This window comes from Afipia broomeae ATCC 49717 (assembly GCF_000314675.2).
Taxonomy (GTDB): domain Bacteria; phylum Pseudomonadota; class Alphaproteobacteria; order Rhizobiales; family Xanthobacteraceae; genus Afipia; species Afipia broomeae.
Genome location: NZ_KB375282.1, coordinates 1,300,231 through 1,326,112 on the forward strand (window position 1 = coordinate 1,300,231; position 25,882 = coordinate 1,326,112).

Below are 25,882 nucleotides of genomic sequence, written 5' to 3' on the forward strand. Positions count from 1 at the left end.
TCCTCCAGGGAGGGTTTCGCGCGCTTGTAGTTCCTCCCAGTCGCCATTGGGGGCGGGGTCCGAATCGAAATGGTTAGGTGTCGTTAATCCTTTCATATTCTCGTTTTGTTCGCAAATGGAAGATCCATCCGACCCGACAGGCTGCGCCGTGGCCGCAGGATCGCGTCTAGCCGGTCAAAGGTCGATTTTGGGGTACAAATAGGCTTGTAGTTATCAAATTTGATATCTAGAGTAATAGATATGAAGCGACGAGATCTCGATGAGAAGCTGGCTGCGGCCGATGTTGCTGGCGTTTGGGCCTTCACGCCCCCGAGCTTTTCGGCTCTGCTCGGCGGAGTCGATCCAGCTTACCTTAAGCTGATGATGAAGCGGCTCTCGGACCACGGGGTGCTGATCCGCGCAGCCCGGGGCGTTTACGTCAATCCCCATTCCCGGTCGCGCCCGGCGGACGCTCGGCGCGGTCTCCTTCGTTTCCTGCGACCCCGCGAGATCAACTATGTCAGTCTGGAATCCAAACTTTCAGAGGCAGGAGCCATCTCGCAGATTACGACCGCGCTGACCTGCATGACGACCGGATCGCCGGGGCGGTTCGAGACGCCTTGGGGCGCAGTAGAATTTACCCATACAGATCGTAAGATCGAGGTCGGGACGGATGTTGTTGCCCAGGACGACGGAACGCTGGAAGCCACGATCCGCACCGCCGCTCGCGACTTGCGTCGTGTCGGCAGAAACCTCGATCTTATTGACGAAGAGATTCTTGCCGACGCCATTTCGGAGGAAGAGAGCCTAGATGAGCAGCAAAGCGAGCGGGCTTAAGAGCGCGATCGACGCCTTCATCCAACGCCGCGGCATCGAAGCGGGGATGGACCAGAATTTGATGAAGGAGGCCATCCATCTCCATCTCCTGTCCGCGCTGTCCGAAGCGGGCGTCCTCCGGCACGTCATCTTTCAGGGCGGGACTGCCCTGCGCCTTTGCTATGGCGGCGAGCGCTACAGTGAGGACCTCGATTTCGTTTGCGGCAAGGCTGGCGCCTATCTGAAAGACGTTGAATTCAACGCTCTCGTTGATAAGGCGCTCGAAACCACGAAGCGGACTCTGCAGCGCGACTTCGACATCGACGCTGCACAGATCACTCTGAAGCGCCCAGCGCAACCGGAGCTCGTTAAGGGAAGCAACGTCAACGTCGCCGCATGGCAGATTGTAGTGCCGGTCAATCCGACGCCCAAGACGCCGAAATCGCGCATCAAGATCGAGTTCGCCAACGTCCCGTCCTACGACTCAAAGCCGCTGACGGTCAGTGCAACGCCGGGTTTGGTCCAGATTCAGGATGTGATCCTCAATGCCGAGACTCCGAATGAAATTCTTGCGGACAAGGCGGTCGCGTTGACCGCAAGGGCGGCTCTCAAGTTCCGCGATGTGTGGGACGTCTGGTTCCTCGTCAACAAGCTCGGCGCGACGCCCGATCGTGAGATGGTTCTGAAGAAATTCGCAGACTATGGCACCCCCGATATTGCGGTGAAGGCAAATGCCCGTCTCGACGAATTGGCAAAGGACGCGACAGCGATGGCGTTTTACGCCGAGATGAAACGCTTCCTTCCATCGGCGCGAGTCGTGCAGATGTCGCAAATGAATTTGCAGCACACGATGCTTGCGGACAGCGCCGATCTTATTCGAAAGACTGTCGTATAGGAGGCATGAACAGCCCGTCTGCTGGCTGACGCTGCACAGGACTCGAGAAGGCGATAAAATAGAAACGGTAGGGGGAATGATGGCGAAGCCGATCAATTTGCCGAACGGCCGGTCCTGGAAGTCGCAGACAGCAGCGTTAACCCATTTCAAGGATATGCTTGCCCGCCATTCAGACAACCAGGTCGTGGAAGATCGCTCAGATCATGATGATCTGGTTGCCCTCCTTGAGCGCTACGACGCCGTCATCACCGATAGCCCGGCAAAGATCGGATCCGGTGTCGAGCACTTTTTCCGACGCCGAAACGTCGGAGAGGGATATTCGACGCCTGGCTTTTGGGTCCACAGGACCGACGGGACCGACACCGATTTCAGCTACATCAGTGCCGTGAAGGGCGAGCCGAAATCGAACGCGCAAGAATTCTACGATGCCTGCCGAGGGGCGGTCGCGGCCGACCTTCTCGCCGCGAAAAAGCGCCATTTCGAGACCCACGGTGATGACGCCGGCCGCGTACCGTGCGACCTGTCGGACGAGTTGATCACATTCGCCGATGCCCATTTGGATCATGCCTATCCGACGTTCGGGCAATTGGTCGTGAGTTTTCGTGCCGTGCGCGGATGGCAGCATGGTGTTCCCGTCGGAGTTCTCTCGCCACCGGCAGATGCTCAGATAACGACCAGCTTCATCGACGCATCTGCGGCGGAGGCGTTTCGGCAATTTCATCGAGGCGCCGCAACTCTGCGGATCGTCTCGCGTGAACGCAACCTCGCCATGTCGGCGGGGCAACGGAAGCCAAAAATAAAACGGCCATTGCGGCTTGAACCGTAGGGCGGAGAGTCATTGAGATGAAGGCGATAGCGGAAAATAGCTGCATCTTTGCCAGCGGCCCGGCGCCCGGTGCCGGAGGCTTGGGCGCAGCCGCACGGGCCGAAGGACCGTGGACCGATCTCGCTTTGCACAGCATCGGCTGGAGAGCGTTTCAGGATCTTTGCTCCCAAGTGTGTGAGGAGGTTCTTCAACGTCCCGTGGAGATATTCCGAGAAGCGCAAGACGGTGGTCAAGATGCGGTATTTCTCGTTCCGTCAACCGACGGGGGAGCCACGTATACTGGTAGCGTGCAATGCAAGCACTCTTCGAATTCTTTGCAACACCTAAAAGTCGGCGATTTGACGCCCGAGCTAAAGCACGTCGAGGAACTCGTCGCTGCCGGGCAAGCTCATACCTATATTTTCATGACGAGCATGAGCGTTGATGCGCCTGTCGCATTGCAGCTCCGGGCAAAACTTCGAGCTCTTGGCGTGAGCAAGGCGCATGTCCTTGGCAAGCAGTATCTGGTCCGAGCGATACGAAGCAGCACGCGTCTGCGAGCCCTCGTGCCGCAGGTTTATGGGCTCGGCGATCTCTCTGCAATTCTGGACCAGAGGCTTTTGCAGCAGACACGTGCATTGTTGGACCACTGGATCCCGAAATTGAAGGTCTATGTCCCGACCGCAGCGCATCGAAAGGCCGTCAACGCCCTCAAGGAACACGGCGTCGTGTTGCTGCTTGGAAATCCCTCGACGGGAAAATCCGCGATTGGCGCGATATTATCCACGATCGCATCCGAGGATTTGCGGCATACGGTGCTAAATCTGACTAGCCCACGCGACTTTGACGCCGGATGGAATCCCCATGATCCCGGCCGATTTTTCTGGATCGATGACGCTTTCGGCTCCAACGTCGTTCGCGAAGAATATGTGCAGGATTGGGCCTCGACGTTCCGAAAAGTCCAGGCCGCGATCAGCCACGGAAATCGCTTTCTGTTGACGTCTCGCCGGCACATCTACGAGGCAGCGAGGGGGCGGCTCGGACAACGCAATCTGCCGATGTTCATTGATGGCCGCGCGATTGTCGATGTTGGCGATCTGAGCCCATCCGAGAAAGGACAGATTCTCTACAATCACATCAACTTCGGCTCTCAGACACAGAGCTGGAAACGCAGCGTCAAATCGCATCTCGACGAAGTCGCTGCCATTCTAGAGTTTCTGCCGGGGATAGCCGAGCGTCTCGGAGATCCTTCTTTTACAAAAAGCCTTGCGGTCACAAAGAGCGAGCTCCTCCGATTCATGCGCGAGCCGAAGGAGCACTTGATCGACACCATCAATGCTCTCGACGATCCGCTTCGCGCAGCGCTCATTCTCGTTTATGTCCATCAGGGCGCAATGCCGCATAATACGATCGACGCGTCTGCCTTATCCGTGGTGAGCGAACTCACCAGCGTGCCGGCCCCGCGTATCCGTGACAGCCTAGCTGAACTCAAGGGATCATTTCTTCGAACGGCCGTCGTCAACGGCGCCGAGCTATGGTCGTTCGCCCATCCGACAATCGCGGATGCGCTGACGAGCATTCTAAGAGAACGACCGCATTTTATAGCAGCCCTTCTGCGCGGCGCGAGCATTGAAGCGATCCTGGGCAGCTTTGTCTGCGAAGGCATGCGTTCAATTCAAGATGCTCCGACAATTCCGGCAACCTTGGATGATGTCCTGGTCGCCCGGTTATCTCGCATCCCTGATGAGACGTCGACCAACTGGACAATGTTTCGATTTCTCGCTGACAGGGCCAGCGACAAGGTCTTTGAACGCGTTGTGATGGCGGACGATGAAATTCTTCGACGTGAATCATGGGACAGTTATCGCGTATCGCAGGATCCAAAAATTCTTGCGCACGCCCGTGCCCGTCTTCTGGGACGGTTGGACGAATACGACCAGGATCGGACGGCCGAGCGTCTTAAAGAGGCGGCTCTACGTGATTTCGATTTGTCGTTCTTTGAAAATGATGACATTCTAAGTTTAATCCCGCCGCAACAGGTCATTGTGCTAGGTATCAAATTGCGCTCTGAGGCGTTAGTTGAGGCTCCTTCTCGTATGGTGAACATTGCGGAGGAGGCGGACCTCAATGAGGATCCCGAGTCGCATTTCGAGAACTATTCGCGAGGCCTCGATATATTGGGGGAATTTGAGGAATTGGATGTTTCGACGCAAACGCTGATCGATGAAGCGCGGCGGGTCATGGCGCGCGCAATCGAGGATATTACGCAGCGCAAAGAAGCCGAAGACAAACCCGATCACGCCGCCGAGTGGAGCTATATGTCTCCGGTCGCCCGTGAACAAGAAGTCAAAGCTGTGGCGATTGTAGCGCCGGCAAGACGATCCATTTTTGATGATGTTGACCGCTAGGTGGGCCGGAGCTCAATCTAGTTACGAGGGGAGGGGAATATCGCATCTTACCGCTTCGTCCATGCTGCGGATATCCATCTCGACTCTCCGCTGCGTTCGCTTGCCCTGCGTAACCCCGATCTTGCCGATCTGATCGGGAACGCGACGCGGCGGGCTTTCGTGCGCATCGTCGATCTGTGTCTGGAAGAGCGTGTCGATGCGCTGTTGCTGGCAGGCGATCTTTATGATGGCGACCAGACGTCGATGAAAACGGCCCGTTTCCTGGCCGAGCAGATCCGCCGACTGCATCAGGTCGGGATTCGCGTCTTCATCATTCGCGGCAATCATGATGCGCTCTCACGGATCACCAAGGAGCTGATCTTTCCAGACTCGGTGAAGGTGTTCGGTGGCCGCGCCGAAGCGGTGGCCGTCGACCGGGAGGCAGGCCATTTTCCAGTCGCAATCCATGGCCTGAGTTTCGCTCAACCGCACGCTCCTGAAAGCCTGATCGCAAAGTACAAGCCTGTTATCGCGGGCTCCGTGAACATCGGTATCATGCACACGAGCCTCGCGGGAGCTCCCGGCCACGATCCATATGCGCCATGCAGTCTCGCTGACCTGCGGGCCGTCGGCTTTCAATATTGGGCCCTGGGCCACGTGCATAAGCGATCGATCGTGGAAGGCGCCTGCGCAATCGTAATGCCGGGCATGCCACAAGGCCGCGACATCAATGAATCCGGTGCAAAGTCGGTGACGCTTGTCACCATCCGGGATGATCGTTCGATCCATATCGAAGAGCGCGCTACGAGTATCGCACAATTCGAACGCGTCTCCGTCGATGCTACCGGCCTCGATGACTGGCGCGATCTTATTGCTGCTGTCACGCGCGCGCTGGAGCAGACGCGTCATTCCGTCGTTTCTGAACACCTTGTCGCCAGGCTGCGCGTGACCGGCGCCACTCCATTATCCTGGCGCATCCGGCGCGACCTCGATCTCCTTAAGGCCGAGGCGGATGATCGTGGTTCCCTCATCGGTGCGTGCTGGATCGAAAAACTCGAAGTGGCGACCCATTCTCCCGGCGAGAACGCCGAATCCCCTGCTGACCCGCTCGTCGAATTGCGACGCCTCATCCAGGAGGAGGTACTTCAGTCTGAGACGTTTCAGACGGATATCTTGACAATCGCCGAGGAATTGAGGGCGCAGCTTCCGCAGGAGTGCCGCGACAGCCTCGGCTCTGACGAGACAGCCTTCAAGACCGGCCTCGCGCTTCTCGCGCGAGAGGGCGCTGAAGATATTCTTGCGAAGCTCCATGCATCCGAAGAGGGTGTATAGCTAATGCGTCTCAAGCGCCTCGATCTCACCCGCTACGGGAACTTCACCGGTCACAGCATCGACTTCGGTGAGAAGCCACAAGGCCGGCCTGACCTACATATCGTCTATGGTCCGAACGAGGCAGGCAAGTCGACGGCTCTCGCGGCCTTCCTTGATCTGATGTTCGGGATCGGAACGCAGAGTCCGTTTGGTTTTCTTCATCCTTATCCGACTATGCGGGTGGGTGGCCTCATCGAGCTTGCCGCTGAAGCCCGGGAGCTCGTTCGGATCAAGCGGCCGCAGAACAGTCTGCTTGATGCCGACGATCGACCGATTGCCGAAAGCGTCATCCGTGGCGAACTTGGCGGTATCGATCGCGAGTCGTATCGCACCATGTTTTCACTTGATGACGAGACTCTGGAGAAAGGCGGCGAGAGCATTCTCGCCAGCAAGGGCGATCTTGGAGAACTGCTATTTGCGGCCAGCGCGGGCCTTGCCGATCTCAGCCGTAGACTGCTGGACCTCAGGGCGGAGGCCGATGGTTTCTATAAATATCGTGCGCGGAGCGGGATTCTCGCCGATCTCAAGACACGTCTCGCAGAATTGAAGACCGAACGGGAGCGGTTTGACACACTGGCGTCTGATTATGCACGGCTCGTCGACACCCGCGACCGGGCTTCGTCACAATATGACGAAGCGATAGATGAACGAACGCGCATCCAGGCGCGGACTGATGAAATCCAGCGTCATCTCACTGCTCTGCCACGTCTCGCTGCGCTCCGAGCGCTCCGTGAACGTCTCCAACCGCTTGCCGAGTTGCCTGCTCCGCCGCCAGTCTGGAGCGAGGATCTGCCCAAGCTGCAGAAGGCGGAGATAGAGCTTAGCGTACAAACGCAGGCAGTCGCCGATGAGATCAACCGGCTCGAAGCCGAAGTCGAGTCGATCGTCATTAACGAACCTGCCTTGAGGCTGTTCAGCAGAGTTGAGCGGCTTGCCGACCTGCGAGCCCGCCATATGACGGCGGAGAAGGATATCCCGGAACGGCGGTTGCAACTGCAAGCAGCTGAATTGGCCTTGTCCGGCATCTTGACCCGGATGGAGCGGGAAGGGGAAGCAGACCCCCGACGCCTCTTGCTCGGGGCTTCAACGGTCGGTCGCCTGCGCGAACTGGTCGAATCTCGCTCGGGCGTTGACAATGCCATCGGTACCGCCACGACGGAACTTGCTGACGCCCGTCGCCGTCTGGCGGACGCCGAGGCCGCGCTGCGAGAAGCGGGAGACGATACGGAAGCGGGACAAGGCAGGGACAGCGCGATCGCCCGATTGACGGCGGCCGTCGCCGCTTCGCGTAACGCCGACCATGTTGCGCGTCGGCGATTGGCGGAGAGGGCCCGTGAGACCGCGATCACGACGCTGACCGACCGCCTCCGGATGCTGCATCCCTGGCAGGGCGAGGTTGAGGATCTCCTCGCTGTGCGATGCCCGGGTGCGGACGCGATCCAACAGTGGAAGACCGCGCTCGATGATGCACAGCAGACGTTTCGTCAACATGTCGCCGATGTCGATCGGCTGACAAGCGAGGTCGGCCGACTTGAAGCGGAACATGACGCCATCGCGGGCATGACAGGCATCGTTTCCGATCAGCAGGCGGCTGCCATCCGGACACAGCGTGAGCAGGCCTGGTCAGCACATCGCCATGATCTCAAGGGCACGTCAGCCGATGCGTTCGAAAGTACGCTGCGATACGACGACATCGTCACGTCCAGCCGTCAGGCGCATATGGCGGACTTGGCGAAATTGCATCAGAACGGACAAGCTCTCACCATCGCCGCAGCTGGATTGACGCGGACGATCGAACTTAAGGACGCAGCGGCCGTGGCCGTGCAGTCAATCCGCGATCAGATCGCTACGGCTATTCGTACGATGGCGACATCATTTTCCGACGATGTGACGCTGTCGGAGGTCGAAGGCTGGCTCGCGCGGCGCGAAAAAGCACTGGAATCACGAGGAGTTGTCCTTGCGGCCGATCGCGACCTGCGCGAGGCCAAGGCCGACGCGCAGGAGGTTCATGGCCAGTTGAAGGCTTTACTCGATGGCGTTGGCCTGCCCTATGATTCTGAATCTGGATTCGACGGTCTTCTCGTGGCGGCCCAAGCCATCCTCGACCGCGAAGCCGAGGTCCGGGCGCTACGCGCCGCGGCGGAAGAGCGAAAACGAGAGCTGTTGCAACGCGAACGCGCAGCCGAGCGGGCGACTGCAGACGACCAAACCTGGATCGCGTCCTGGGCTGCGGCGTGCGGGACTAGCTGGCTCGGTGATCAGGTCGAAATTCCGACCCTTGCGACTGTGCGCGAGATACTGTCGGCCGCCACCGACCTCGGACCTGCCCTGGAAAAGAAGGCGGGCTTGGTCGACCGCATCGATAAGATGGAGAAGGATCAGACCGCATTTCGTGATGAAGTTGCGGCCATCTGCAGCGAGATGGCGATTCCGGTGGGCTCAAGCACTGTCCTCGACGTAGCGCAGCGCGTTGGCGATCGTGTTCGTGAAGCGGTCGCAGACCGCGCACGCCGCACCAAAGCGATGGATAGTCTCGAAGACGCGCACAAGCGGGGCCGGTCGCTTGCCGAAACATTGGCGATTCACGAGCGGCAAAAAGGGACGATGACATCGTTCTTCAGCGTCGCTTCGCTAGCCGACGTCGCGGGAAAGCTCCTCGATGTCGGCAGGCGAGATGAGCTGCAGGCAGACGTCGAAAATGCGGAGGGAGAAATCCGCGAAGCGCTACGCCTCTCCGATATCACCGAGGCTGAACGGATCCTCGATATTGCTGATCGGCCTGCCCTGGAGGCAGAGCTTATCGAGCTCAAGGCGCGCTTCGACGATCAAGACAGGCGTTGTCATGAACTTTTCGCCACGCGGAGCCATGCGATTGATCAGGTCGAGGCGATCGGAGGGGATTCAAAGGTCGCGGAGATCGAGGAGCGACGCCGCACGACGCTGCTTGAAATCCAGGACGGCGCTGGACGTTACCTGCAACTGCGTGCCGGTACAGTGGCCATGGAGCAGGCGCTGCGCACCTATCGTGAGCGTCATCGTAGCTCGATGATGACACGCGCCTCGGCGGCGTTTCGGACTGTTAGTCGCGGTGCCTATAGCGGGCTCGTCGCTCAACCCGGCAAGGACGGCGAAACCCTAATCGCCTTGTCGGAGGGCGGTGGCTCAAAGTCGGCCGACGAATTGTCGAAAGGCACGCGCTTCCAACTCTATCTGGCCCTGCGCGTTGCCGGCTATCACGAATTCGTTCGAGCGCGCAGTCCCGTGCCGTTCATCGCTGACGACATCATGGAGACATTCGACGACTTCCGCGCAGAAGAAGCCTTCCGGCTGTTTGCCGACATGGCCGGGGTAGGGCAGGTCATTTACCTGACCCATCATCAGCACCTGTGCGACATCGCGACGAAAGTTTGTCCCGACGCGCGATTACACAAGATCGGATCAGATTAACAGGTAGAATGACGATAGGATTTGGGGGCGGGAATGGCCGAAGTTGGACTCCTGGAATGGGCGGATAAGCAGCATGACTGGATCAGGGACGCTTTAAGAAGACATGCCGCGCGGCCGGGCTTCATCCTCGAGGAGGAGGACAAGGCCGGCATAGCTGCTCGGGTTCGCCACGTCGGTGGATTTGTGTTGGATGAACCGCCGGAATGCTCCCCGCTCGCAGCGGAACATTTGAAGGCCAGCAGTTCGAACGAGCCGCGCGCTGTGCTTTGCTCGCTCGGCCCCGTCAAGCATTTGAACCGTCTTGCTGAAGAACAGCAACTGCGTTTCGCCATCGATGGTGTCACCATCATCTACGGCGACAATGGAAGCGGAAAGAGCGGCTATTGCCGGATCGCCAAGAAGCTCTGCCGTAGCCTGACGGCGGATGATCTTCTCGGCAACGTGTTTGAGATCGGCGTCAAACCGCCGGCCGAAGTGCTTGTCCGCTTTCTCGAAGAGGGCGCCACCGAGCCGACTTCCATCACCTGGAAGGACGGAACGCAACCGCCTATGCCAATTGCGCGGATTTCCGTTTTCGATTCCGCAAACGCTCGCCTATACGTCGACAAGCAAAACCGAATCGGCTTTCTGCCGGCGGCCATCGCTCTTCTCGAACGCCATGGCCTTCATCGCGGCGAGCTCGAGGCCGGATTCCGGGAAGAAGTCAAAGCGATTGAGAAGAAACTGAAGACACCGCTGCCCGGCGGATACGCCGCGGCCGGCATGGTCGCGAAGTTGCTGGCTCGTCTTGAAATAAAATCCAAGGAAGCGATGCCGTCCGCCGACTGACCGGCCCCCACTGAGTGGTCCGATCGGAATGTTAGTTTAGGGATTGCATTTTGACTACCTCCTTTGGTGCTGGCCAGACGATGGCTTCGGGTGCCGGTGGTCGATATCCAAGCGATGAGTGTGGACGCACCGTGTTGTAGTGACGTCGCCAGTTTTCGATCACGATCTGGGCCTCCTTCAATGTGTAGAAGATTTCGCCGTTGAGCAGTTCATCGCGCAGCTTGCCGTTGAAGCTCTCGCAATAGCCATTCTCCCACGGACTGCCCGGCTCGATGTAAGCAGTCCTGGCTCCGACGGTGGCGATCCAATCCCGCAGCGCCTCGGCGACGAACTCAGGGCCATTGTCCGAACGTATGTGCGCAGGGATGCCCCGCGAGACGAACAGCTCGCAGAGCGCTTCGATGACGTCAGTTGCTTTGAGCTTCCGCGCGACACGGATGGCCAGGCTCTCACGGCTGAACTCGTCGATGATGCACAACATCCGGAACGCCTTGCCGTCGTGGGTGCGGTCGGCGACGAAGTCATAGGACCAGACATGGTTGGGTCGCTCCGGCCGCAGACGGATGCATGAGCCGTCGTTGAACCAGAGACGCCCGCGTTTAGGTTGTTTTAGGGGGACCTTCAGCCCCTCGCATCGCCAGATCCGCTCAACACGCTTCTTGTTCACCATCCAGCCGGCTCTGCGAAGCAACGCCGTAATTCGGCGATATCCGTAGCGGCCATATTGGCGGGCAAGCTCGATGATGTCGGCAGTCAAAGCCGCCTCGTCATCGGGTGTCGTTGGAGTCTTGCGCTGCGTCGATCGGTGTTGACCCAAAGCCCGGCACGCCCGTCTCTCGGAGATGCCAAGCTCGGCTGTTACATGATCGACGCAAGCACGGCGTCGGGAGGGGCTTAGAAGTTTCCCTTTGCGGCCTCCGCCAGGATCAGCTTGTCCAGCGTCAGATCCGACACCGCTCGCCGGAGACGATTGTTCTCAGTCTCCAGCTCTTTGAGTCGCTTCACCTGATCGCCCTTCAGGCCACCGTACTCGTTTCGCCATCGATAGTACGTTACTTCCGTCACGCCTATCGCTCGGACTGCGTCTGCTACCTGCCGGCCCTGTGCCATCAGCACATCAACCTGCCGCAGCTTCGCAACGATCTCTTCAGCCGTATGCCTCTTCCTTGCCATTGATCTTATCCTCCATCCGAAAATCATACTTCAGGGAGGACCACTTCAAAGGGGGCAGATCAGTCATCAGGTTCAACAAGCGTCGATTTCGAGAAACCCACGAGGGCAATCGGGTCGATGGACCGAAGGCGAGGAACCCTCCCGCAAGCGTCGGTGCTCCCGCGGTAAGGTCGAAAGGACAATGGTTCAAAGCTTCGGGCATTCTGGGCCGCTTAATCGATGTCAGATTGTCCGAAACTGCCCCATCATGCCGTTATCCTCGTGCTCCAGGATATGACAGTGATACATAAATGGCGCCTTTTCGGCAGGCTGATTGAAATGCACGAGTAATTCTACTGGCTCTCTCACGAGAACGGTGTCGCGAGCACCGGTATCACGAAGGCTTGGCTTGCTCCCATTCCGCCTAAGCTCAAATTGCACGCCATGAATATGGAAAGGGTGAGACATCATCTCTCCTGACACCTCCCAGATTTCGGTGTCACCCAGTCGCACTTTTTCGTCGATACGGTTCACATCGAACGGGCGACCGTTGATGACCATGCTGCCGCCGGCACCAGTGCGGCCGCCCATCATCCCTCCGCCCATCCCCATGCCGAGCACAAAGCTGCGTCGTGTGCTGGCTTTCGATGGATTAACGCGCGAGCGTTCGACAAGGTGCTCTGGAATCTTGGCGGAGCTCCCTGGGCCTCCAATAGGGTCAAACTCTAAAACGGTCTCGCCCTGACTACCAAGAAGTTCCTTTGTGAAATTACGTGCTTGTGCCAGCGGTCCCATCATCATTGGCATGTTGGTGTCAGGAGCCGTCTTGAGAGACACGGCTTGGCCATTCGCAAAGTCCACCAACACCTCGACGCGTTCACCCGGCGCAAGCGTGAGCGAACGGACGCTCATCGGGCGATCGAGTAGACCACCTTCGCTTGCGATCCAGTGAAACGCTCTCTTGTCGCTGAAGGAAAGGTCATAGATTCTGGCGTTAGAACCATTTACCAGCCGTAGACGCACCAATTGATTTGGAACACGCGCCGTGGCGTTCGGCGTACCATTGGCCAAGATCGTATTGCCACGACGTCCCTGCATCACCGTCATCATTCCTTGCGGGAGCACCATTAGCCCGTCCTCGAACTGCCTGTCTTGAATGACAACGGGAAGGTCATCGACACCATATTCAGAGGGCAGCGCCAGAGCCCGCTCGGCCTCATCGGTAACGAGCAGCAAGCCTGCCAGCCCGGAATACACCTGCGCTCCAGTCCGTCCATGAACGTGGGAATGATAGAACAGCGTCGCGGCAGGCTGGTGAATGGGCAACCTTGGGCGCCAAGTGTCGCCGGGGACGATTATTTGATGGGGCCCGCCGTCGAGCTCGGCAGGGATGAGAAGGCCATGCCAATGAACTGTGGTTTCTTCCTTCAGCATGTTGGTTACGGCAATTTCGACGTTGTCGCCCTGATAGATTCGAATTGAGGGACCCAAATAGCTCCCACTGTATCCCAAACTCGCGCTCGCACGTCCCGGAAAGAATTCGGTAGCGCCCGCTTGAACGCGCAGCGCAACCGCGTTGCCTTCCTTCCGCGCGTCAATAAGTGGAGGAATCCGCAGGGGCTGCCGTTCCGCTGCCGCATCTGCCGCGGTCCAACCGGCATAGTAGAACGTGAAGGCACCTGCGCCTATAGCGCCGGCACCGGCAAGAACGGATCGACGGCTGAGTTTCATAGGTGCGCCTGCTGGTCAATGGATGTCACTCGAACCCATGGCACGGTTGTGAGACATGGATACGCCGCTAAAAATTAGAAGTATCTTATATTGTTTGGGTTCCGCACTTAAGCGCGAGCATGAGACCGACCACGGTCCCCCTGCGGAACAGCACTTCGGGGCAAATGCTGTTCCGGACGAGAAATCCGTTCTAGGGCACTTGCATTAATATCATGATAGTCTAAATTAGCAATTGCTAATCGCTGCAGGAGCGACAAGTTGACGACTGTGTTGAACTTCGCGGACTTCGAGAAAAGCGCCATGGAAGTGGCGGGCATAGTCCGCGCGCTGGCGAACGAGCGTCGGCTGATGATCCTGTGCAAGCTGGTCGAATATGGCGAAGCGACCGTGGGTTCCCTTGTCGATGCGGTCGGCATCAGCCAATCCGCACTGTCTCAGCATCTCTCGAAAATGCGCGAGGAGGGAATTGTGACGTTTCGACGAGAATCCCAAACGATTTGGTATCGAATTGCCGACGGGCGGGTCGAAGAGCTCTTAACCACGCTTCATCGGCTGTTTTGCAAGCCGACCGGAAATCAGGAAAACGCAAATGACCACACATCTTGATCCACAGGAAGCATTGCGTCTCATCAATGAGGGCGCGTTGCTGATCGATGTCCGCGAGCCAGATGAACACGCCCGCGAACGCATCCCCGATGCCAAGCTTGTTCCATTGTCCCGTCTTACCACACCGCTGGATCGGAACGAGGCTCAGCAGCTCATCTTTCATTGCCGGTCGGGAAGCCGAACCGGCGCAGCGGCCGATAAGCTCGCGGCTGCTGCCGGCGGCGAAGCTTACATTTTGCGTGGAGGGTTGGATGCCTGGCAAGCGGCAGGGCTGCCGGTTCTAAGAGACCCTCGTCGACCGATCGAAATGATGCGGCAGGTTCAGATCGCCGCAGGCGGCCTCGTGGTTCTTGGCGTTGGTTTGGGCGCGCTGCTGCATCCGGGATTCTACGCCCTGTCGGGGTTCGTCGGCGCCGGTCTAGTCTTTGCCGGGACAACCGGAACATGCGGCATGGCCCGAATGCTCGCGCTTGCTCCGTGGAACCGAATGGCTCGGGCCTGACAGGGAGCGTCGCTCGCCCATGATGGACATTCCTGTCGGTATTGCGACCACAATCTCGGGCGGAGTTGTTGGCCTAGTGCTCGGCCTCGTGGGCGGCGGCGGGTCGATCCTTGCAGTTCCTCTTTTGGTTTACGCTGTCGGGGTCACGTCGCCACATGTCGCAATCGGCACAAGCGCCATTGCGGTCTCTATGAGCGCAATCGGCAACGTGGTGGGCCATGCCCGCGCCGGGAATGTGAAATGGCGCTGTGCGGCCGTCTTTGCGTCAGCCGGCGTGTTCGGGGCGGTTGCGGGTTCTGTGGTAGCCAAAGCGCTTGATGGGCAGAAGCTCCTGGTCCTGTTCGGCGCGCTGATGATCATCGTGGGAATTGCCATGCTACGCATACGCAGTACGGCGGGGAATCCCAAGGTGCGATTGTCAATGACAACGGCGCGCGAGCTTTTGCCGCTGCTGCTGAGCATCGGTTTTGCGGTCGGACTGTTGTCGGGTTTCTTTGGAATTGGCGGCGGCTTCCTGATCGTGCCGGGCCTCATGTTTGCGACCGGGATGCCCCTGACCATGGCGATTGGCACGTCTCTCGTTGCCGTCGCGGCGTTCGGGGCGGCAACTGCAGCGAGCTATGCCGTCTCCGGGATGATTGACTGGCCGATGGCCAGCCTGTTCGTTCTCGGCGGCCTGGTTGGCGGCATAGCCGGCGTCGCGTTCGGCAAGGCGCTCGCAGCAAGGAAGCGGGCACTCAATCTGACGTTCGCTGGTCTGGTAATTCTGGTCGGCCTCTACGTCGTCGTGCGCGGAACGGTGCCGCTGTTCGCGGCTTGAAAATCTCTTATCTCGGGAAAGGACGGTTGTATGGTGAAGTCTGAGTTGCAGGGGTTTCCAATTGTCCAGGGGTTCTTCGACAAACGCACCTTCAGTGTGCAGTACGTTGTCGCGGATCCCGAGACCCGGCACTGCGCCATTATCGACCCCGTTCTCGATTTTGATGAAAAGTCCGGCTCAACAGCCACGTGGTCGGCCGATGAACTACTCGCCCATGTGCGGAAGGAGGGCTACATGCTCGAATGGATTCTCGACACACATCCGCACGCCGATCACTTCTCGGCAGCGGCCTACCTCAAGGGCAAAACGGGCGTCCCGACTGCGATCGGCGAAAAGGTCGTCGAAGTGCAGAAGCTATGGAAGGAAATCTACAATTACCCCGACACGTTCCCGACTGACGGATTGCAATGGGACAAGCTGTTCGTCGATGGCGAGCGGTTAAAAATAGGCAGTTGTGATGTCGAGGTGATGTTTACGCCGGGGCATACGCTCGCCTCGATCGCCTATCGTGTCGGAGATGCAGTCTTCGTTCATGACACCCTGTTCCAACCAGACTTCGGAACGGCACGCGCCGATTTTCCTGGTGGGGATGCGCACGCACTTTGGAGGAGTATCCAGAGGCTTCTCGCGTTGCCAGATGACACCAAGGTCTTCACCGGACACGACTACATGCCGGGTGGGCGCCAGCCCGCCTGGGAAAGTACAGTCGGACAACAGAAATCCGAAAACATTCACCTTGGAGAGGCGAAGAGCGAAGCAGAGTTCGTTGCGCTTCGGCAGGCCCGTGACCGGAAACTGCCTATGCCGAAACTGATATTGCAATCGCTGCAAGTGAACATTCGAGGCGGCAGGCTGCCCGATCCAGAATCAAACGGGCGGCGTTATCTCAAAATCCCCCTTGGGGCGCTCGAAGGCGCGCCCTGGAATGAAGGAGACCACCATGAACATTAAGAGCGCAAAAGAACTCGTCGCCGAGGCCACGGCGGAGGTCGAGACGCTTTCCGCGGACGCCGCCGTGAAACTGATTGGCGACCCGAATGTGGTATTCGTCGATGTCCGGGAAGCCGATGAACGGCGCAAGACCGGCGTTCTCAAGGGTTCAGTGCATGCCTCACGCGGATTTCTGGAATTCCATGCCGACCCCGACAGCCCAACTCATGTGAAGCCGTTGAGCAGCGCCAAGCGGGTGGTGCTCTATTGTGCTTCCGGCAATCGGTCCGCGCTGGCTGCCAAGACGCTCAAGAGCATCGGTATCGCCAACGTCTCGCATGTGACCGGTGGATTCTCGGCAATGCAAAAGGCGGGCGGCGAAACCGAAAGCGCGGCGTGAGTCGGATCGTGACGTCCTAGTGCAATCTAACAGAAGGACCCAAGACAATGATGGACGGTACAGGCGGAGGAATGATGTGGGGCATGGGCCTCACATGGATCGTCGTCATCGTGGTGCTGGTGTTGGCAGGTGCGGCGCTCGCCAAGTACCTGTCCTCTGGCCGATAAACGAGAGCGTTAATTGGCGTGCCTCTGGGCCATTCATCTCAAGGATTGAAGAGTGACATTTATTACGCAATTACAGCGGTTCTTGAAAACAAACTCAAATTTCTCGGACCTGGTTTTTCGCGTTTGCCTCAGTCTCATATTCATCATTGGCGGGCTTGGACATTTCGTGGAGCACCGTCAGATGCTTGAGCGGATGGCTGAATCGCCGTGGGCAAATACGATCAACACGATCGGCGATCCATCTGTTTTGCTCTGGATTTCCGGAGCTATTTTCGTCCCGGCCGGCGTCGCGCTGGCCGTGGGATTCATGACCCGGCTGTCATCTGTGGCGCTTTTCGTGACGCTGGTGCCAATTACGATTACAATGCACGTGGCTCCGGGCCACGCCGGGCCGTTGTTCAAGAATATCGCTATCCTTGGCGCGTTGATTCATTTCGTCTTTAACGGATCGGGTGCGGTTGCGATCGACCGAGCGTTTCCATTAGCCGCTGAACATCGATAGGAGTTCGAGAAAACGTGCGCGGACGAGCTAGGAAATCGCGTCTCGGCCGCGGCTAAGAAATTGTGACTACGGCGTATTCCTGCCGTCACCGCGGTTCGAGCGCGACCGATAAGATCCAGTATCTGCTGTAGTCCACCCAAGGTATTCGCGATGTCCGTGAACCTTAGCCGTCGAGCATCGTTAACAATGAAGCCAACCCAACATTCCACTGCGGACGGGAGAAACGTTCATGAAATACCACTTTTCTAAGACCGTCGATTTACCGATGGAAGCCGCCGTTTCTGCGACTACCGAAGCCTTGAAGAAGCATGGTTTTGGTGTGCTCACCGAGATTGATGTGCAGGCGACACTAAAGAAGAAACTCGATGTGGACTTTCGCCCTTACCGCATCTTAGGTGCTTGCAACCCCAATATGGCGTATCAGGCACTACAAGCTGAGGATAAAATCGGCACCATGCTTCCATGCAACGTAGTTCTGCAAGAGCATCATTCGGGCCGTACTGAAATTTCAGCGGTGGATCCGGTAGCGTCTATGCAAGCGATCGAGAACCCCAAGCTCGCCGGAATTGCAGCAAGCGTCCGCGCTGCGCTGCAGGAAGTAATTGCAGAGATTGGAGCCAAGCAAGGTCCGCCAGCGTAGCGGGGGTCGAATGACACAAACCTGCAATCTGACGATTATTCAGATTAACGACACACATGGCTACCTGGAATCCCATCCAGAGCTTGTATGGAGTGGAAGTAAAGCGTCCTGCCCCACGCTCGGAGGATACGCGCGAATCGCTGCGCTGTTAATTACCGCGCGGCGTGAAAATCCCGATGGGGTCGTGGTCCTCGACAACGGCGATACGTTTCATGGGACATACCCCGCCGTCGTAAGTCGCGGCGAAGCTTTGATCCCGCTCGTCAACGCGCTGAAACTCGACGCTATGACGGCACATTGGGAGTTTGCTTGGGGCCCTGCGCACTTCCGCAAGTTGGTCGATCGACTTGACCATCCGATGCTCGCCATCAACTGCTACGACAAGGCGACCGGCGACCGAGCTTTCCCGGCATCCGTGGTTCTAGAGCGCGCCGGATTGCGCCTCGGCGTGATTGGCATCGCAGCGACGATCACTGATAAAAGCATGCCGCCACATTTCAGCGAGGGCCTCCGCTTCACCTTGGGCCTGGATGAGCTGCCTGCAGAGATCGATCGGCTAAAGCGCGGCGAGAGAGTCAACCTGATTGTCGTATTATCGCATTTGGGCTTTCCTCAAGATGTCAAACTCGCGGCCTCGGTTAAGGGCATCGACGTCCTTCTCAGCGGCCACACTCACAATCGGCTCGAACGCGCCGCCCGGATCGGAAGCACGCTCATCATGCAGTCCGGTTGCCATGGCTCCTTTATCGGACGGCTGGACCTGAAGGTGAGCGATTGCAGGATCGTCGACGTGCGGCATCGGCTCATTCCCGTCGAAGAGTCTATAGAGCCGGAGCATGCGATGCAGCGCCTGGTTGACGACGTAATGAGGCCCCATCGCGCCATGCTGGCAGAGATCGTCGGCAATACAGCTATCGGATTGTACCGCGACACAATCCTTTCCGCATCGATGGACGATCTTCTACTCGCGGCGGTCGCGAAGGCTGGCGGGTCGGATTTCGCGTTTTCAAATGGCTGGCGATATGGTGCACCGATCCCACCAGGCCCGGTTACAATAAACGACCTTTGGAATATCATTCCGACCAATCCGCCGATCTCGACCGTGGACCTTACCGGCGCAGAAATCCAGGAGATGATGGAGGAGAGCCTTGAGCAAACATTTTCAGCCGACCCATTCGGGCAGATGGGCGGCTATCTAAAGCGCTTCAGGGGACTAACCATCTACGGCAAGCTCGAAAATCCCCCAGGCCATCGGATCGAGCACATCTTCACGGCAGGCGCGGCCCTTGCGGCGGGCCGCAGCTATAAGTCAGCCTTCGTGACAGCCCAAGCTGTGCCGCAGAAATTTGGTCGAAACAGGCAAGACTTGCCGGTGAAGGCGATCGATGCACTGCGAGATTATTTTCGGAGGCAACCGGTTGAACCTGACGAGGGGCTGGGACGTTTCATACCTGTGTGAGACATCGCAGAAACGACAGGACATACATCTTGGCATTCCAGTCGCGACCACCATTTGATGGTCAAGGGAGAACGCAAAGCGCGGAAGCTCCAGAAAATTTGCACGCTCGGACGGCGAGGTCTGTCGGACTTCTCGCGTTGATTATATCGGCCGGCTTTTTCATCATCCTGCCGTTCAGTGCCACCGTGAGTGCGGCGGAGGGTGGACAACTAGCTGCCAACGGCAACAGCAACGGAGCGCCTGCCTGTTCCGCCTGTCATGGCGACCAAGGCGAGGGGCGGCCCGATGCCGCTTATCCGAGGCTTGCTGGACTTAATAGCGGATATCTTCTGCGCCAGCTCAACGATTTCGCCGACAAAAAACGCGAAAGTGAAACCATGCAACCCATCGCCAAGGCGCTTGGCATGGACGAGCGTACAGCAGTGTCATCTTTCTACGGCGGATTGTCGGCCCCCAAAGTGCAGGAGCCGAAAAAGCCAGACGACAAGACCCTCGCCATAGGTGCTGCCCTCGCGCTGCGAGGAGACTGGTCCAAGGGCTTGCCGGGCTGCGGGCAATGTCACGGTCCGGGCGGACAAGGCGTTGGTGATTCGTTTCCGAAGCTTGCCGCTCAATCCGCCGAATACATTGTCAAAGAGCTCAAAGCGTGGAGAGAAGGTAAGCGCAGCAACGACCCGTTGAATTTGATGACGGGGATCGCGAGCAAGCTCGACGAAGCGCAGATGGCCGCAGTCGCCGCATACTATGCCAGCCTGCCAGTCGTCACTTCGGCATCTGCAGGGCAGAAAGGAACGAAGCCATGAGCGAAAGCCGACCCGACCTGCAAACCTGGGCCGCGGGCTTGCTCTTTCTCGGGCTGGCCGGATTTGTCGGCTATTCTCTTCCGCGGCCAGAAAGCTCGAAGCCCGCGGAGATATCAATGTCGAAGGACACAAATGCGGCCGACAAGGACGCGCAGGCGAAGCAGGTGTTCACGCCTCCGCGCGACGACGAAATACCCGACGACGACTTCGGCAAAATGATCAGGCTCGGCTCGGATATCTTCCATGATACTCAGAAGAACGCCAAGGAATTCGTCGGGAACGCGCTTCAGTGCGCGAACTGCCATATCGACAGAGGCCGGCTCGCAAACTCCGCGCCTCTCTGGGCCGCATACGTCGCGTATCCGGCGTTTCGCGACAAGGACAGGCGCGTGAACACATTTCGGGAGCGAGTACAGGGCTGCTTTCGTTATAGCATGAACGGGAAGGCGCCGCCCTTGGGGGACAACGTTCTCGTCGCCATCGAAACCTATGCCTATTTCCTCGCGAAGGGCGCCCCAACCGGGGTCGATTTGCCGGGCCGGGGTTACCCGAAACTACCGAAGCCTGCGAGTCTTGACTATGGTCGCGGAGCGCAGGTCTATGCGCAAAAATGCGCTGTCTGTCACGGCGCGACGGGGCAGGGACAAAACTCGTCCGACGGCACGATGGTGTTTCCGCCCCTGTGGGGCGAGCGTTCGTACAACTGGGGAGCCGGCATGAGCTCCATTTCGAACGCAGCCGGCTTTATCAAAGCGAACATGCCCCTAAGCCAAGGCAACACGCTCAGCGATCAGGAAGCCTGGGACGTGGGGACGTTTATCGATAGTCAGGAGCGTCCCCAAGACCCGCGATTTTCGGGCTCGGTTGCCGACACCCGCAAGAGGTACCACGATTCACCTATGTCGATGTATGGCCAATTGGTGAATGGCGTCGTACTTGGCCAGAACGCTTCACTCGGGGCACGCCCAAAGGAATGAGTGGGTCAGCGCACGCCTGTCATCGACGGTCGCGAAGCGCCCGGCGTTATAGAGGACTGTGACCAACAGAGACAATTGAAAGGGTCCAACAGGGTCGGCCGGCTCCGTACAGGCGTTAGATGACGACCCACGGAGCCGACCGTCACGCTGCCGGTTCCTAATTCTGTCCTAAGTCTGGACAAGTGTTTTGGCCCGCAACTGATGGCAGCACGGACGCCATCTGGATTTAAAAATGTTCGAAGCGTTCAATATACGCCTCTTTGAAACAATCGCAGCGGCTCCGACACTTGCGGGGGCGCCACTCGCCTTCGCGACGCTGCTGGCTCAATCGGCCATCTACCTCGTCCCTTTCATGCTCGTCCTGCTTTGGATTTTCGGGGCGCATGCGGAGCGGCGGGCTGCCGTGGATGCCGTTTTGTCTTCGCTTCTGGCAATGGCGTTGGCTGTCGTTATTTCATCGCTTTGGATGCATCCCCCGTCCCTTTGCCGTCCTGCAGATCCGAAACTTTCTGAAACACGCGGCGGATAGCTCGTTTCCCAGCGATCACAGCACCGTACTCTTCGCGCTGGGCTTCGCGCTATGGGCCTCCGGCTGGGTACCCGGACGCAGTGCCGGGGCGCTGGCCGTTGTCCTCGGGATCTCCGTAGGCTGGGCCCGGGTCTATCTCGCCGCCCATTACCCACTTGACATTGTCGGTGCAGCAGGCGTCGCCGCGACATCGTCGTGGGCGGTCGCGTCGCCCATGGGACGGACGATCAGCGCGCGCCTGACGATTTGGGGCGAGCACCTTTTTGGCTGGTCGATTGCACGCAACCTGCGCCGACGCCGGTGAAGCGGGCGGTACCCGGTCTCTTCTGTTAAAACTAACTTGGTGACTAAAATGAACGACAAGCGGATAGTGTCGCGGCACCGCATTTTCAAAGCCGGGAAGATAGTGTTCGACGGGGCGGTGATCGACTGCACTGTTCGTAACATTTCACGAACCGGCGCGGCATTGGAAGTCGACAGTCCCGTCGGCATTCCACATAACTTTATACTTGTAATCGAGACGGATCGTCTCCGGCGGGCCTGCCATGTCGTTTGGCGGAAGGAAAGGCGTATAGGCGTGGGATTCGACGACGGTGAAAAGTGAGATCAACAAAGGCGGAAACCCTTGCCGTGAAGCAAGATCTAATAGGCAATGATGAGCGCCGGAAGACCATCCCCTCGAATGCGACCAACCAGAAACCGGGAGGCTTAGAGGAGTGGGAACGTGGATAGCACTGCCTATCAGCGAAACGCCGGTCGATCGCCCGCAGATGGATTTGATGGCGCATCTCGGGGCCTTCTTCTGCCCCTCGGTTAATTTTGGACTCTCGGAGAGGAAACACCAGAATGATCCGTCTTAATCAACATCCGGAAGACCACCTTGTCGAGCGCATCGGGTGGCTGAGGGCGGCGGTTCTGGGAGCCAACGATGGAATTATCTCAACCGCGAGCCTCATTGTCGGAGTCGCCGCGGCTGCCGCGACCCGGAACGACGTGCTGATCGCAGGAATTGCGGGGCTCGTTGCGGGCGCCATGTCGATGGCAGCCGGAGAATATGTCTCCGTTAGTTCTCAGTCTGACACCGAACTCGCCGATCTGGCGCGCGAACGCCGGGAGCTGAGTGAGAACCCGGAATCCGAACTCGAAGAGTTGACCGAAATATACGTCAAGCGGGGTATCGAACGCGAGTTGGCACGACAGGTCGCGCAGCAGCTTATGGCCAAAGACGCATTGAAAGCGCATGCCCACGACGAGCTCGGAATTTCGGAGGTTACGGCGGCCAGGCCTGTTCAGGCCGCACTTACATCGGCGGCCATGTTTTCGATCGGCGCGGCCATGCCCTTGCTCATGGTGGTTATTGCGCCCGCAAACGCGTTGGTTCCGGTCGTATCGGCCGCGTCTTTGGGATTCCTCGCGCTTTTGGGTGCGGTCGGAGCGAAGGCAGGAGGCGCGCACATCCTGCGTGCAACAATACGCGTGACATTCTGGGGCGCGCTCGCCCTTGCGACGACCGCGGTAATAGGCAAATTGTTCGGTACGGTTATCTGATTGACGCCACGTCCGACGGACCTTGCCTCCTCGACCCTTCACCAGGAAATTGAGAGGGAAGGTGCCGAATTATAGGGACGGCCAGACGTCTATCAATGAAAGGTCCAAGGCAATAAGTCGCTTTTCGATACAATACGTTCGCCAAATTACGCATGGAACGTCGTCTCTGGGACCGCGGGAAAGCTGACGCTGGCGTTTAGACCTGGTCCCTCCGGCGGCCGCATGTTTTCGAGACGGATCGATGCGTGACACCGTTCGGCGATGCGTCGCACGATCGAGAGACCGAGGCCAGTCCCATCGCCCCGCGAGCGACTTCCACGGAAGAATGGTTCGAAGATCCGGTCGATCTCCGCATCCAGGATGCCCGGTCCGGTATCGGCGATCCGAAGGATGACAGCCTCGTTTTGACGAAACAGGCTCACGTCCACCCGGCCGCCTGCCGGCGTGTGCCGGAGAGCGTTGTCGATCAGGTTTCGGACGAGCATCGTCAACGCCACCGGTTCGCCCCGCACCGAGGCCGTCTCGATCCGTGCGAAACCCAAATCGATCGAGCGGTCCTGGGCGACTGGCAGCAGATCGGCTACCACACCCTTGACGATGCGGTCGAACTCGCTGTGCGGCATCTCCGTGGACGCGTGGGAATCGTACCTCGCCAGCGCAAGAAGCTGCTCCAGCAGGTGAGCGGTTCGCCGGATTCCCGCCCTCAGGGAACCCAGCCGGGCCCGTCCGTCATGCGAAAGTCCGGCATGCTCGAGATTTTCGGCTTGGACCGAAAGCGCGGTGATAGGACTGCGGAGTTCGTGCGCGGCATCGGCGACGAACCGTCTCTGTTTGTCGAACATCGTCCCGATACGGTCGAGAAGACGGTTGATGGAGGCGACGAAAGGAAGCAACTCCTTCGGAATGTCGTCCGTCGGCAGTTTTTCCAAGTGGTCCGATTGCTTCGCGTCGAGGCGCGCCGTTAGTTTGGAAAGAGGACGCAGGCTTCGGTCGACTACGATGCCGATCAGCAGCATGAGACCCGGAACGAGCAAGCCCAGCGGCACGATGGTTCGCAGCGCGCTCTCCCGGGCAATTTCGTCGCGATGGGCCGTCGGTTGGCCGACCGCGACGCGGCTTCCGTCCTTTCGCGTACGGACCAGGATCCGCCACTGCTCCTGGCCGCGCTTAACGGTCTGGAGGCCGTTGCTAAGATCCTGGGGGAGGCGGGGAAGCGAACTTGCGGGCGCGGGATCCCCGGGGGGCGGCGTCAGTTCCTCGATGGCGACTCGCGCCTCACCGTCGATATTTCCTTCGGGCGCTAGGTCGGTCAGGCGGTTTTTTGCGGCCAGCGACCCGACCTGCAGCAGGATGGCATCCTGAAGCTCGATCGCCTCCTCGAACGCCCATCTGAAGGCCAGGTAACCCGCCGCGAGCCCTGTCCCGACGATGAAGACGGTAAGCCCCACAAAGAGACGACCACGCAGCGAGGAAATCAACATGGGCGGTCCACCATCCATCCGACGCCTCTTACGTTACGGATGGCCGCAGCGCCGAGCTTCTTGCGTATCGCATGGATCAGGAATTCCACGGCATTGCTCTCGACCTCCTCGTTCCAGCCGTAGATATGCCGTTCGAGGTCGACGCGCGACAGGATGGTGCCGGGACGCAGCAGAAGGGCTTGCAGCAGTGCGAATTCGCGTGCGGTCAAACGCGACGTCTCGCCGGCGTGGGCCACTTCGTGGGTCGCGGGATCCAGGCTGATCGCGCCATTGCTCAGGACGGCGGAACTACCGCTTCCCTGCCGCCGGAGGATCGCGCGCATGCGCGCGAGAAGCTCACGGATCTCGAACGGCTTGACAATGTAGTCGTCGGCTCCCAGGTCAAGCCCTTGGATCCGGTCGTCGATGGCCTCGCGCGCGGTCACGATGATCACCGGCAATTGACGCGCCAACTTCCGGAATTGCCGAAGCAGTTCGGTCCCGTCCGGAGGCGGCAGTCCAAGGTCGAGCAAGGCAAGATCGTAGGTTTCGGCGCGGACGGCTTCCAAAGCCGTGTCCCCGTCGGTCACCCAGTCGACCGCGTATGAGGCATCCTTGAGCGCCTGGGTCACGGCCGCTCCGATCATCCGGTCGTCCTCTATCAGAAGAATGCGCATGTCCAGTTCCGTTGCGGCCGGCGGCGGATGCCGCCGCCGGCCTCTTTTACAGCGTATCGGCGATCAATCGGCCTTGTCACCCTCGTCATCGGCATCCGCCGTATCCTTGGTCGATGCGATGACCGTGCCGGCGTCCGGATCGACCTTCACGTCGAACACGTCGGTGCCGTTGGCCACTTCGACGTCGTAAGTCCACCGGCCGTCCTTGCCCTTTTCGTATTCGGCTCGGACCGCCTTGCCGTTGGTGTGCTTCTCGGCGGCAGCGACGGCGGCTCCCATCGATATCTTGGCTTGCGCAATGGGACCCGCATCGTTGGATGCGGTCTTGGCATTGTCCGCTAAAGCCACCGCCGATGTCATCACAGCGACGGCGCAAACGATCGTTTTCAGCTTGTTCATGTGTCTTCTCCAGAAATGCCCCTCGTCACGTCTGGCTCAGGCCACTTAGCGG

The 25,882-nt window shown here is 58.8% G+C and carries 26 protein-coding genes; 21 read left to right on the forward strand and 5 right to left on the reverse strand.

The features are described 5' to 3' along the window. The first annotated feature begins 240 nt into the window (after positions 1-240). The 7 genes from abiEi to HMPREF9695_RS05980 all read left to right on the forward strand — a co-directional run bounded on the left by abiEi (position 241) and on the right by HMPREF9695_RS05980 (position 10,528). A complete protein-coding gene (gene abiEi / locus HMPREF9695_RS05950; protein WP_006019916.1) occupies positions 241-816 on the forward strand; it encodes a type IV toxin-antitoxin system AbiEi family antitoxin in 576 nt (191 codons plus the stop codon). Continuing rightward, entirely contained in the window at positions 791-1,690 is a 900-nt protein-coding gene (locus tag HMPREF9695_RS05955; protein ID WP_006019917.1) for a nucleotidyl transferase AbiEii/AbiGii toxin family protein, read from the forward strand. The genes abiEi and HMPREF9695_RS05955 overlap by 26 nt, the downstream gene beginning before the upstream one ends. A gap of 79 nt (positions 1,691-1,769) precedes the next feature. Continuing rightward, a complete protein-coding gene (locus tag HMPREF9695_RS05960) occupies positions 1,770-2,516 on the forward strand; it encodes a DCL family protein (protein WP_006019918.1) in 747 nt (248 codons plus the stop codon). 17 nt (positions 2,517-2,533) lie between these two features. After that, positions 2,534-4,903: an nSTAND3 domain-containing NTPase gene (locus tag HMPREF9695_RS05965; RefSeq protein WP_006019919.1), complete on the forward strand. Its 2,370-nt coding sequence runs from the start codon at positions 2,534-2,536 to the stop codon at positions 4,901-4,903. A gap of 39 nt (positions 4,904-4,942) precedes the next feature. Then, on the forward strand, positions 4,943-6,214 hold the full coding sequence (locus tag HMPREF9695_RS05970) for a metallophosphoesterase family protein (protein WP_041711374.1): 1,272 nt from the start codon (positions 4,943-4,945) through the stop codon (positions 6,212-6,214). A 3-nt stretch (positions 6,215-6,217) separates the two neighbouring features. Beyond that, complete coding sequence (locus tag HMPREF9695_RS05975; RefSeq protein ID WP_006019921.1) at positions 6,218-9,700, forward strand: AAA family ATPase; 3,483 nt, start codon at positions 6,218-6,220, stop codon at positions 9,698-9,700. A gap of 33 nt (positions 9,701-9,733) precedes the next feature. Continuing rightward, positions 9,734-10,528 (forward strand): ATP-binding protein, encoded by a 795-nt coding sequence (locus tag HMPREF9695_RS05980; RefSeq protein WP_006019922.1) that lies wholly within the window; start codon positions 9,734-9,736, stop codon positions 10,526-10,528. A 31-nt stretch (positions 10,529-10,559) separates the two neighbouring features. On the opposite strand, the gene HMPREF9695_RS25595 is transcribed toward HMPREF9695_RS05980, so the two are convergent. After that, a protein-coding gene (locus HMPREF9695_RS25595) for an IS3 family transposase (RefSeq protein WP_085947356.1) occupies positions 10,560-11,701 on the reverse strand; the annotation gives its coding sequence in 2 pieces (ribosomal slippage) (positions 10,560-11,437 and positions 11,437-11,701; 1,143 coding nt in all). Between the two features lie 222 nt (positions 11,702-11,923). Continuing rightward, the gene (locus HMPREF9695_RS05995) at positions 11,924-13,411 is read right to left on the reverse strand and encodes a multicopper oxidase family protein (RefSeq protein WP_006019923.1); all 1,488 of its coding nucleotides are present in this window, start codon (positions 13,409-13,411) and stop codon (positions 11,924-11,926) included. A 300-nt stretch (positions 13,412-13,711) separates the two neighbouring features. Here HMPREF9695_RS05995 and HMPREF9695_RS06000 point away from each other — a divergent pair, with 300 nt between their 5' ends. From HMPREF9695_RS06000 to HMPREF9695_RS06060, 14 genes are all read left to right on the forward strand, one after another. Further along, positions 13,712-14,017, forward strand: coding sequence for an ArsR/SmtB family transcription factor (locus tag HMPREF9695_RS06000; protein WP_051054996.1), 306 nt, complete (start codon positions 13,712-13,714; stop codon positions 14,015-14,017). Then, complete coding sequence (locus HMPREF9695_RS06005; protein WP_006019925.1) at positions 14,001-14,519, forward strand: rhodanese-like domain-containing protein; 519 nt, start codon at positions 14,001-14,003, stop codon at positions 14,517-14,519. The genes HMPREF9695_RS06000 and HMPREF9695_RS06005 overlap by 17 nt, the downstream gene beginning before the upstream one ends. 19 nt (positions 14,520-14,538) lie before the next feature. Further along, positions 14,539-15,339 (forward strand): sulfite exporter TauE/SafE family protein, encoded by an 801-nt coding sequence (locus HMPREF9695_RS06010; protein ID WP_006019926.1) that lies wholly within the window; start codon positions 14,539-14,541, stop codon positions 15,337-15,339. A 30-nt stretch (positions 15,340-15,369) separates the two neighbouring features. Next, positions 15,370-16,290: an MBL fold metallo-hydrolase gene (locus HMPREF9695_RS06015; protein ID WP_006019927.1), complete on the forward strand. Its 921-nt coding sequence runs from the start codon at positions 15,370-15,372 to the stop codon at positions 16,288-16,290. Further along, positions 16,280-16,669 (forward strand): rhodanese-like domain-containing protein, encoded by a 390-nt coding sequence (locus HMPREF9695_RS06020; RefSeq protein ID WP_006019929.1) that lies wholly within the window; start codon positions 16,280-16,282, stop codon positions 16,667-16,669. The genes HMPREF9695_RS06015 and HMPREF9695_RS06020 overlap by 11 nt, the downstream gene beginning before the upstream one ends. A gap of 219 nt (positions 16,670-16,888) precedes the next feature. Next, complete coding sequence (locus tag HMPREF9695_RS06025) at positions 16,889-17,338, forward strand: DoxX family protein (RefSeq protein WP_051054961.1); 450 nt, start codon at positions 16,889-16,891, stop codon at positions 17,336-17,338. 229 nt (positions 17,339-17,567) lie between these two features. Continuing rightward, the gene (locus HMPREF9695_RS06030) at positions 17,568-17,978 is read left to right on the forward strand and encodes a DUF302 domain-containing protein (RefSeq protein WP_006019932.1); all 411 of its coding nucleotides are present in this window, start codon (positions 17,568-17,570) and stop codon (positions 17,976-17,978) included. 10 nt (positions 17,979-17,988) lie between these two features. Next, on the forward strand, positions 17,989-19,437 hold the full coding sequence (locus HMPREF9695_RS06035; protein WP_006019933.1) for a bifunctional metallophosphatase/5'-nucleotidase: 1,449 nt from the start codon (positions 17,989-17,991) through the stop codon (positions 19,435-19,437). A gap of 137 nt (positions 19,438-19,574) precedes the next feature. Then, complete coding sequence (locus HMPREF9695_RS06040; protein WP_006019934.1) at positions 19,575-20,240, forward strand: c-type cytochrome; 666 nt, start codon at positions 19,575-19,577, stop codon at positions 20,238-20,240. Then, entirely contained in the window at positions 20,237-21,217 is a 981-nt protein-coding gene (locus HMPREF9695_RS06045; RefSeq protein WP_006019935.1) for a c-type cytochrome, read from the forward strand. The genes HMPREF9695_RS06040 and HMPREF9695_RS06045 overlap by 4 nt, the downstream gene beginning before the upstream one ends. Before the next feature lie 232 nt (positions 21,218-21,449). After that, positions 21,450-21,746 carry a phosphatase PAP2 family protein gene (locus tag HMPREF9695_RS26870; RefSeq protein ID WP_051054962.1) on the forward strand — a complete coding sequence of 99 codons (297 nt, stop codon included), beginning with the start codon at positions 21,450-21,452 and terminating at the stop codon, positions 21,744-21,746. Beyond that, the gene (locus HMPREF9695_RS27195) at positions 21,727-22,050 is read left to right on the forward strand and encodes a phosphatase PAP2 family protein (RefSeq protein WP_430648568.1); all 324 of its coding nucleotides are present in this window, start codon (positions 21,727-21,729) and stop codon (positions 22,048-22,050) included. The genes HMPREF9695_RS26870 and HMPREF9695_RS27195 overlap by 20 nt, the downstream gene beginning before the upstream one ends. Positions 22,051-22,098: 48 nt before the next feature. Further along, entirely contained in the window at positions 22,099-22,350 is a 252-nt protein-coding gene (locus HMPREF9695_RS25610; protein ID WP_041711382.1) for a PilZ domain-containing protein, read from the forward strand. Positions 22,351-22,592: 242 nt separating this feature from the next. After that, a complete protein-coding gene (locus tag HMPREF9695_RS06060) occupies positions 22,593-23,294 on the forward strand; it encodes a VIT1/CCC1 transporter family protein (protein WP_006019938.1) in 702 nt (233 codons plus the stop codon). A 146-nt stretch (positions 23,295-23,440) separates the two neighbouring features. Here the strand turns inward: HMPREF9695_RS06060 and HMPREF9695_RS06065 are convergent, their stop codons facing one another. The 3 genes from HMPREF9695_RS06065 to HMPREF9695_RS06075 form a co-directional block, all read right to left on the reverse strand. After that, a complete protein-coding gene (locus tag HMPREF9695_RS06065) occupies positions 23,441-24,775 on the reverse strand; it encodes an ATP-binding protein (RefSeq protein WP_245258719.1) in 1,335 nt (444 codons plus the stop codon). After that, complete coding sequence (locus HMPREF9695_RS06070; protein WP_041711385.1) at positions 24,769-25,431, reverse strand: response regulator transcription factor; 663 nt, start codon at positions 25,429-25,431, stop codon at positions 24,769-24,771. Before HMPREF9695_RS06070 ends, HMPREF9695_RS06065 begins: the two co-directional genes overlap by 7 nt. A gap of 63 nt (positions 25,432-25,494) precedes the next feature. Continuing rightward, positions 25,495-25,830, reverse strand: coding sequence for a PepSY domain-containing protein (locus HMPREF9695_RS06075; RefSeq protein WP_006019941.1), 336 nt, complete (start codon positions 25,828-25,830; stop codon positions 25,495-25,497). Positions 25,831-25,882: the final 52 nt, after the last annotated feature.

Excerpts from the sequence above, each read along its gene's own strand:
- HMPREF9695_RS06010 (WP_006019926.1), top strand. The coding sequence starts at position 14,539 with ATGATGGACATTCCTGTCGGTATTGCGACCACAATCTCGGGCGGAGTT.
- HMPREF9695_RS06030 (WP_006019932.1), top strand. The coding sequence starts at position 17,568 with ATGAAATACCACTTTTCTAAGACCGTCGATTTACCGATGGAAGCCGCC.
- HMPREF9695_RS05965 (WP_006019919.1), top strand. The coding sequence starts at position 2,534 with ATGAAGGCGATAGCGGAAAATAGCTGCATCTTTGCCAGCGGCCCGGCG.
- HMPREF9695_RS06020 (WP_006019929.1), top strand. The coding sequence starts at position 16,280 with ATGAACATTAAGAGCGCAAAAGAACTCGTCGCCGAGGCCACGGCGGAG.
- HMPREF9695_RS05955 (WP_006019917.1), top strand. The coding sequence starts at position 791 with ATGAGCAGCAAAGCGAGCGGGCTTAAGAGCGCGATCGACGCCTTCATC.
- HMPREF9695_RS06070 (WP_041711385.1), bottom strand. The coding sequence starts at position 25,431 with ATGCGCATTCTTCTGATAGAGGACGACCGGATGATCGGAGCGGCCGTG.
- HMPREF9695_RS05980 (WP_006019922.1), top strand. The coding sequence starts at position 9,734 with ATGGCCGAAGTTGGACTCCTGGAATGGGCGGATAAGCAGCATGACTGG.
- HMPREF9695_RS06005 (WP_006019925.1), top strand. The coding sequence starts at position 14,001 with ATGACCACACATCTTGATCCACAGGAAGCATTGCGTCTCATCAATGAG.
- HMPREF9695_RS05975 (WP_006019921.1), top strand. The coding sequence starts at position 6,218 with ATGCGTCTCAAGCGCCTCGATCTCACCCGCTACGGGAACTTCACCGGT.
- HMPREF9695_RS26870 (WP_051054962.1), top strand. The coding sequence starts at position 21,450 with ATGTTCGAAGCGTTCAATATACGCCTCTTTGAAACAATCGCAGCGGCT.
- HMPREF9695_RS06015 (WP_006019927.1), top strand. The coding sequence starts at position 15,370 with ATGGTGAAGTCTGAGTTGCAGGGGTTTCCAATTGTCCAGGGGTTCTTC.
- HMPREF9695_RS06075 (WP_006019941.1), bottom strand. The coding sequence starts at position 25,830 with ATGAACAAGCTGAAAACGATCGTTTGCGCCGTCGCTGTGATGACATCG.
- abiEi (WP_006019916.1), top strand. The coding sequence starts at position 241 with ATGAAGCGACGAGATCTCGATGAGAAGCTGGCTGCGGCCGATGTTGCT.
- HMPREF9695_RS05960 (WP_006019918.1), top strand. The coding sequence starts at position 1,770 with ATGGCGAAGCCGATCAATTTGCCGAACGGCCGGTCCTGGAAGTCGCAG.
- HMPREF9695_RS06035 (WP_006019933.1), top strand. The coding sequence starts at position 17,989 with ATGACACAAACCTGCAATCTGACGATTATTCAGATTAACGACACACAT.
- HMPREF9695_RS06045 (WP_006019935.1), top strand. The coding sequence starts at position 20,237 with ATGAGCGAAAGCCGACCCGACCTGCAAACCTGGGCCGCGGGCTTGCTC.
- HMPREF9695_RS06065 (WP_245258719.1), bottom strand. The coding sequence starts at position 24,775 with ATGTTGATTTCCTCGCTGCGTGGTCGTCTCTTTGTGGGGCTTACCGTC.
- HMPREF9695_RS06060 (WP_006019938.1), top strand. The coding sequence starts at position 22,593 with ATGATCCGTCTTAATCAACATCCGGAAGACCACCTTGTCGAGCGCATC.
- HMPREF9695_RS06000 (WP_051054996.1), top strand. The coding sequence starts at position 13,712 with ATGGAAGTGGCGGGCATAGTCCGCGCGCTGGCGAACGAGCGTCGGCTG.
- HMPREF9695_RS05995 (WP_006019923.1), bottom strand. The coding sequence starts at position 13,411 with ATGAAACTCAGCCGTCGATCCGTTCTTGCCGGTGCCGGCGCTATAGGC.
- HMPREF9695_RS25610 (WP_041711382.1), top strand. The coding sequence starts at position 22,099 with ATGAACGACAAGCGGATAGTGTCGCGGCACCGCATTTTCAAAGCCGGG.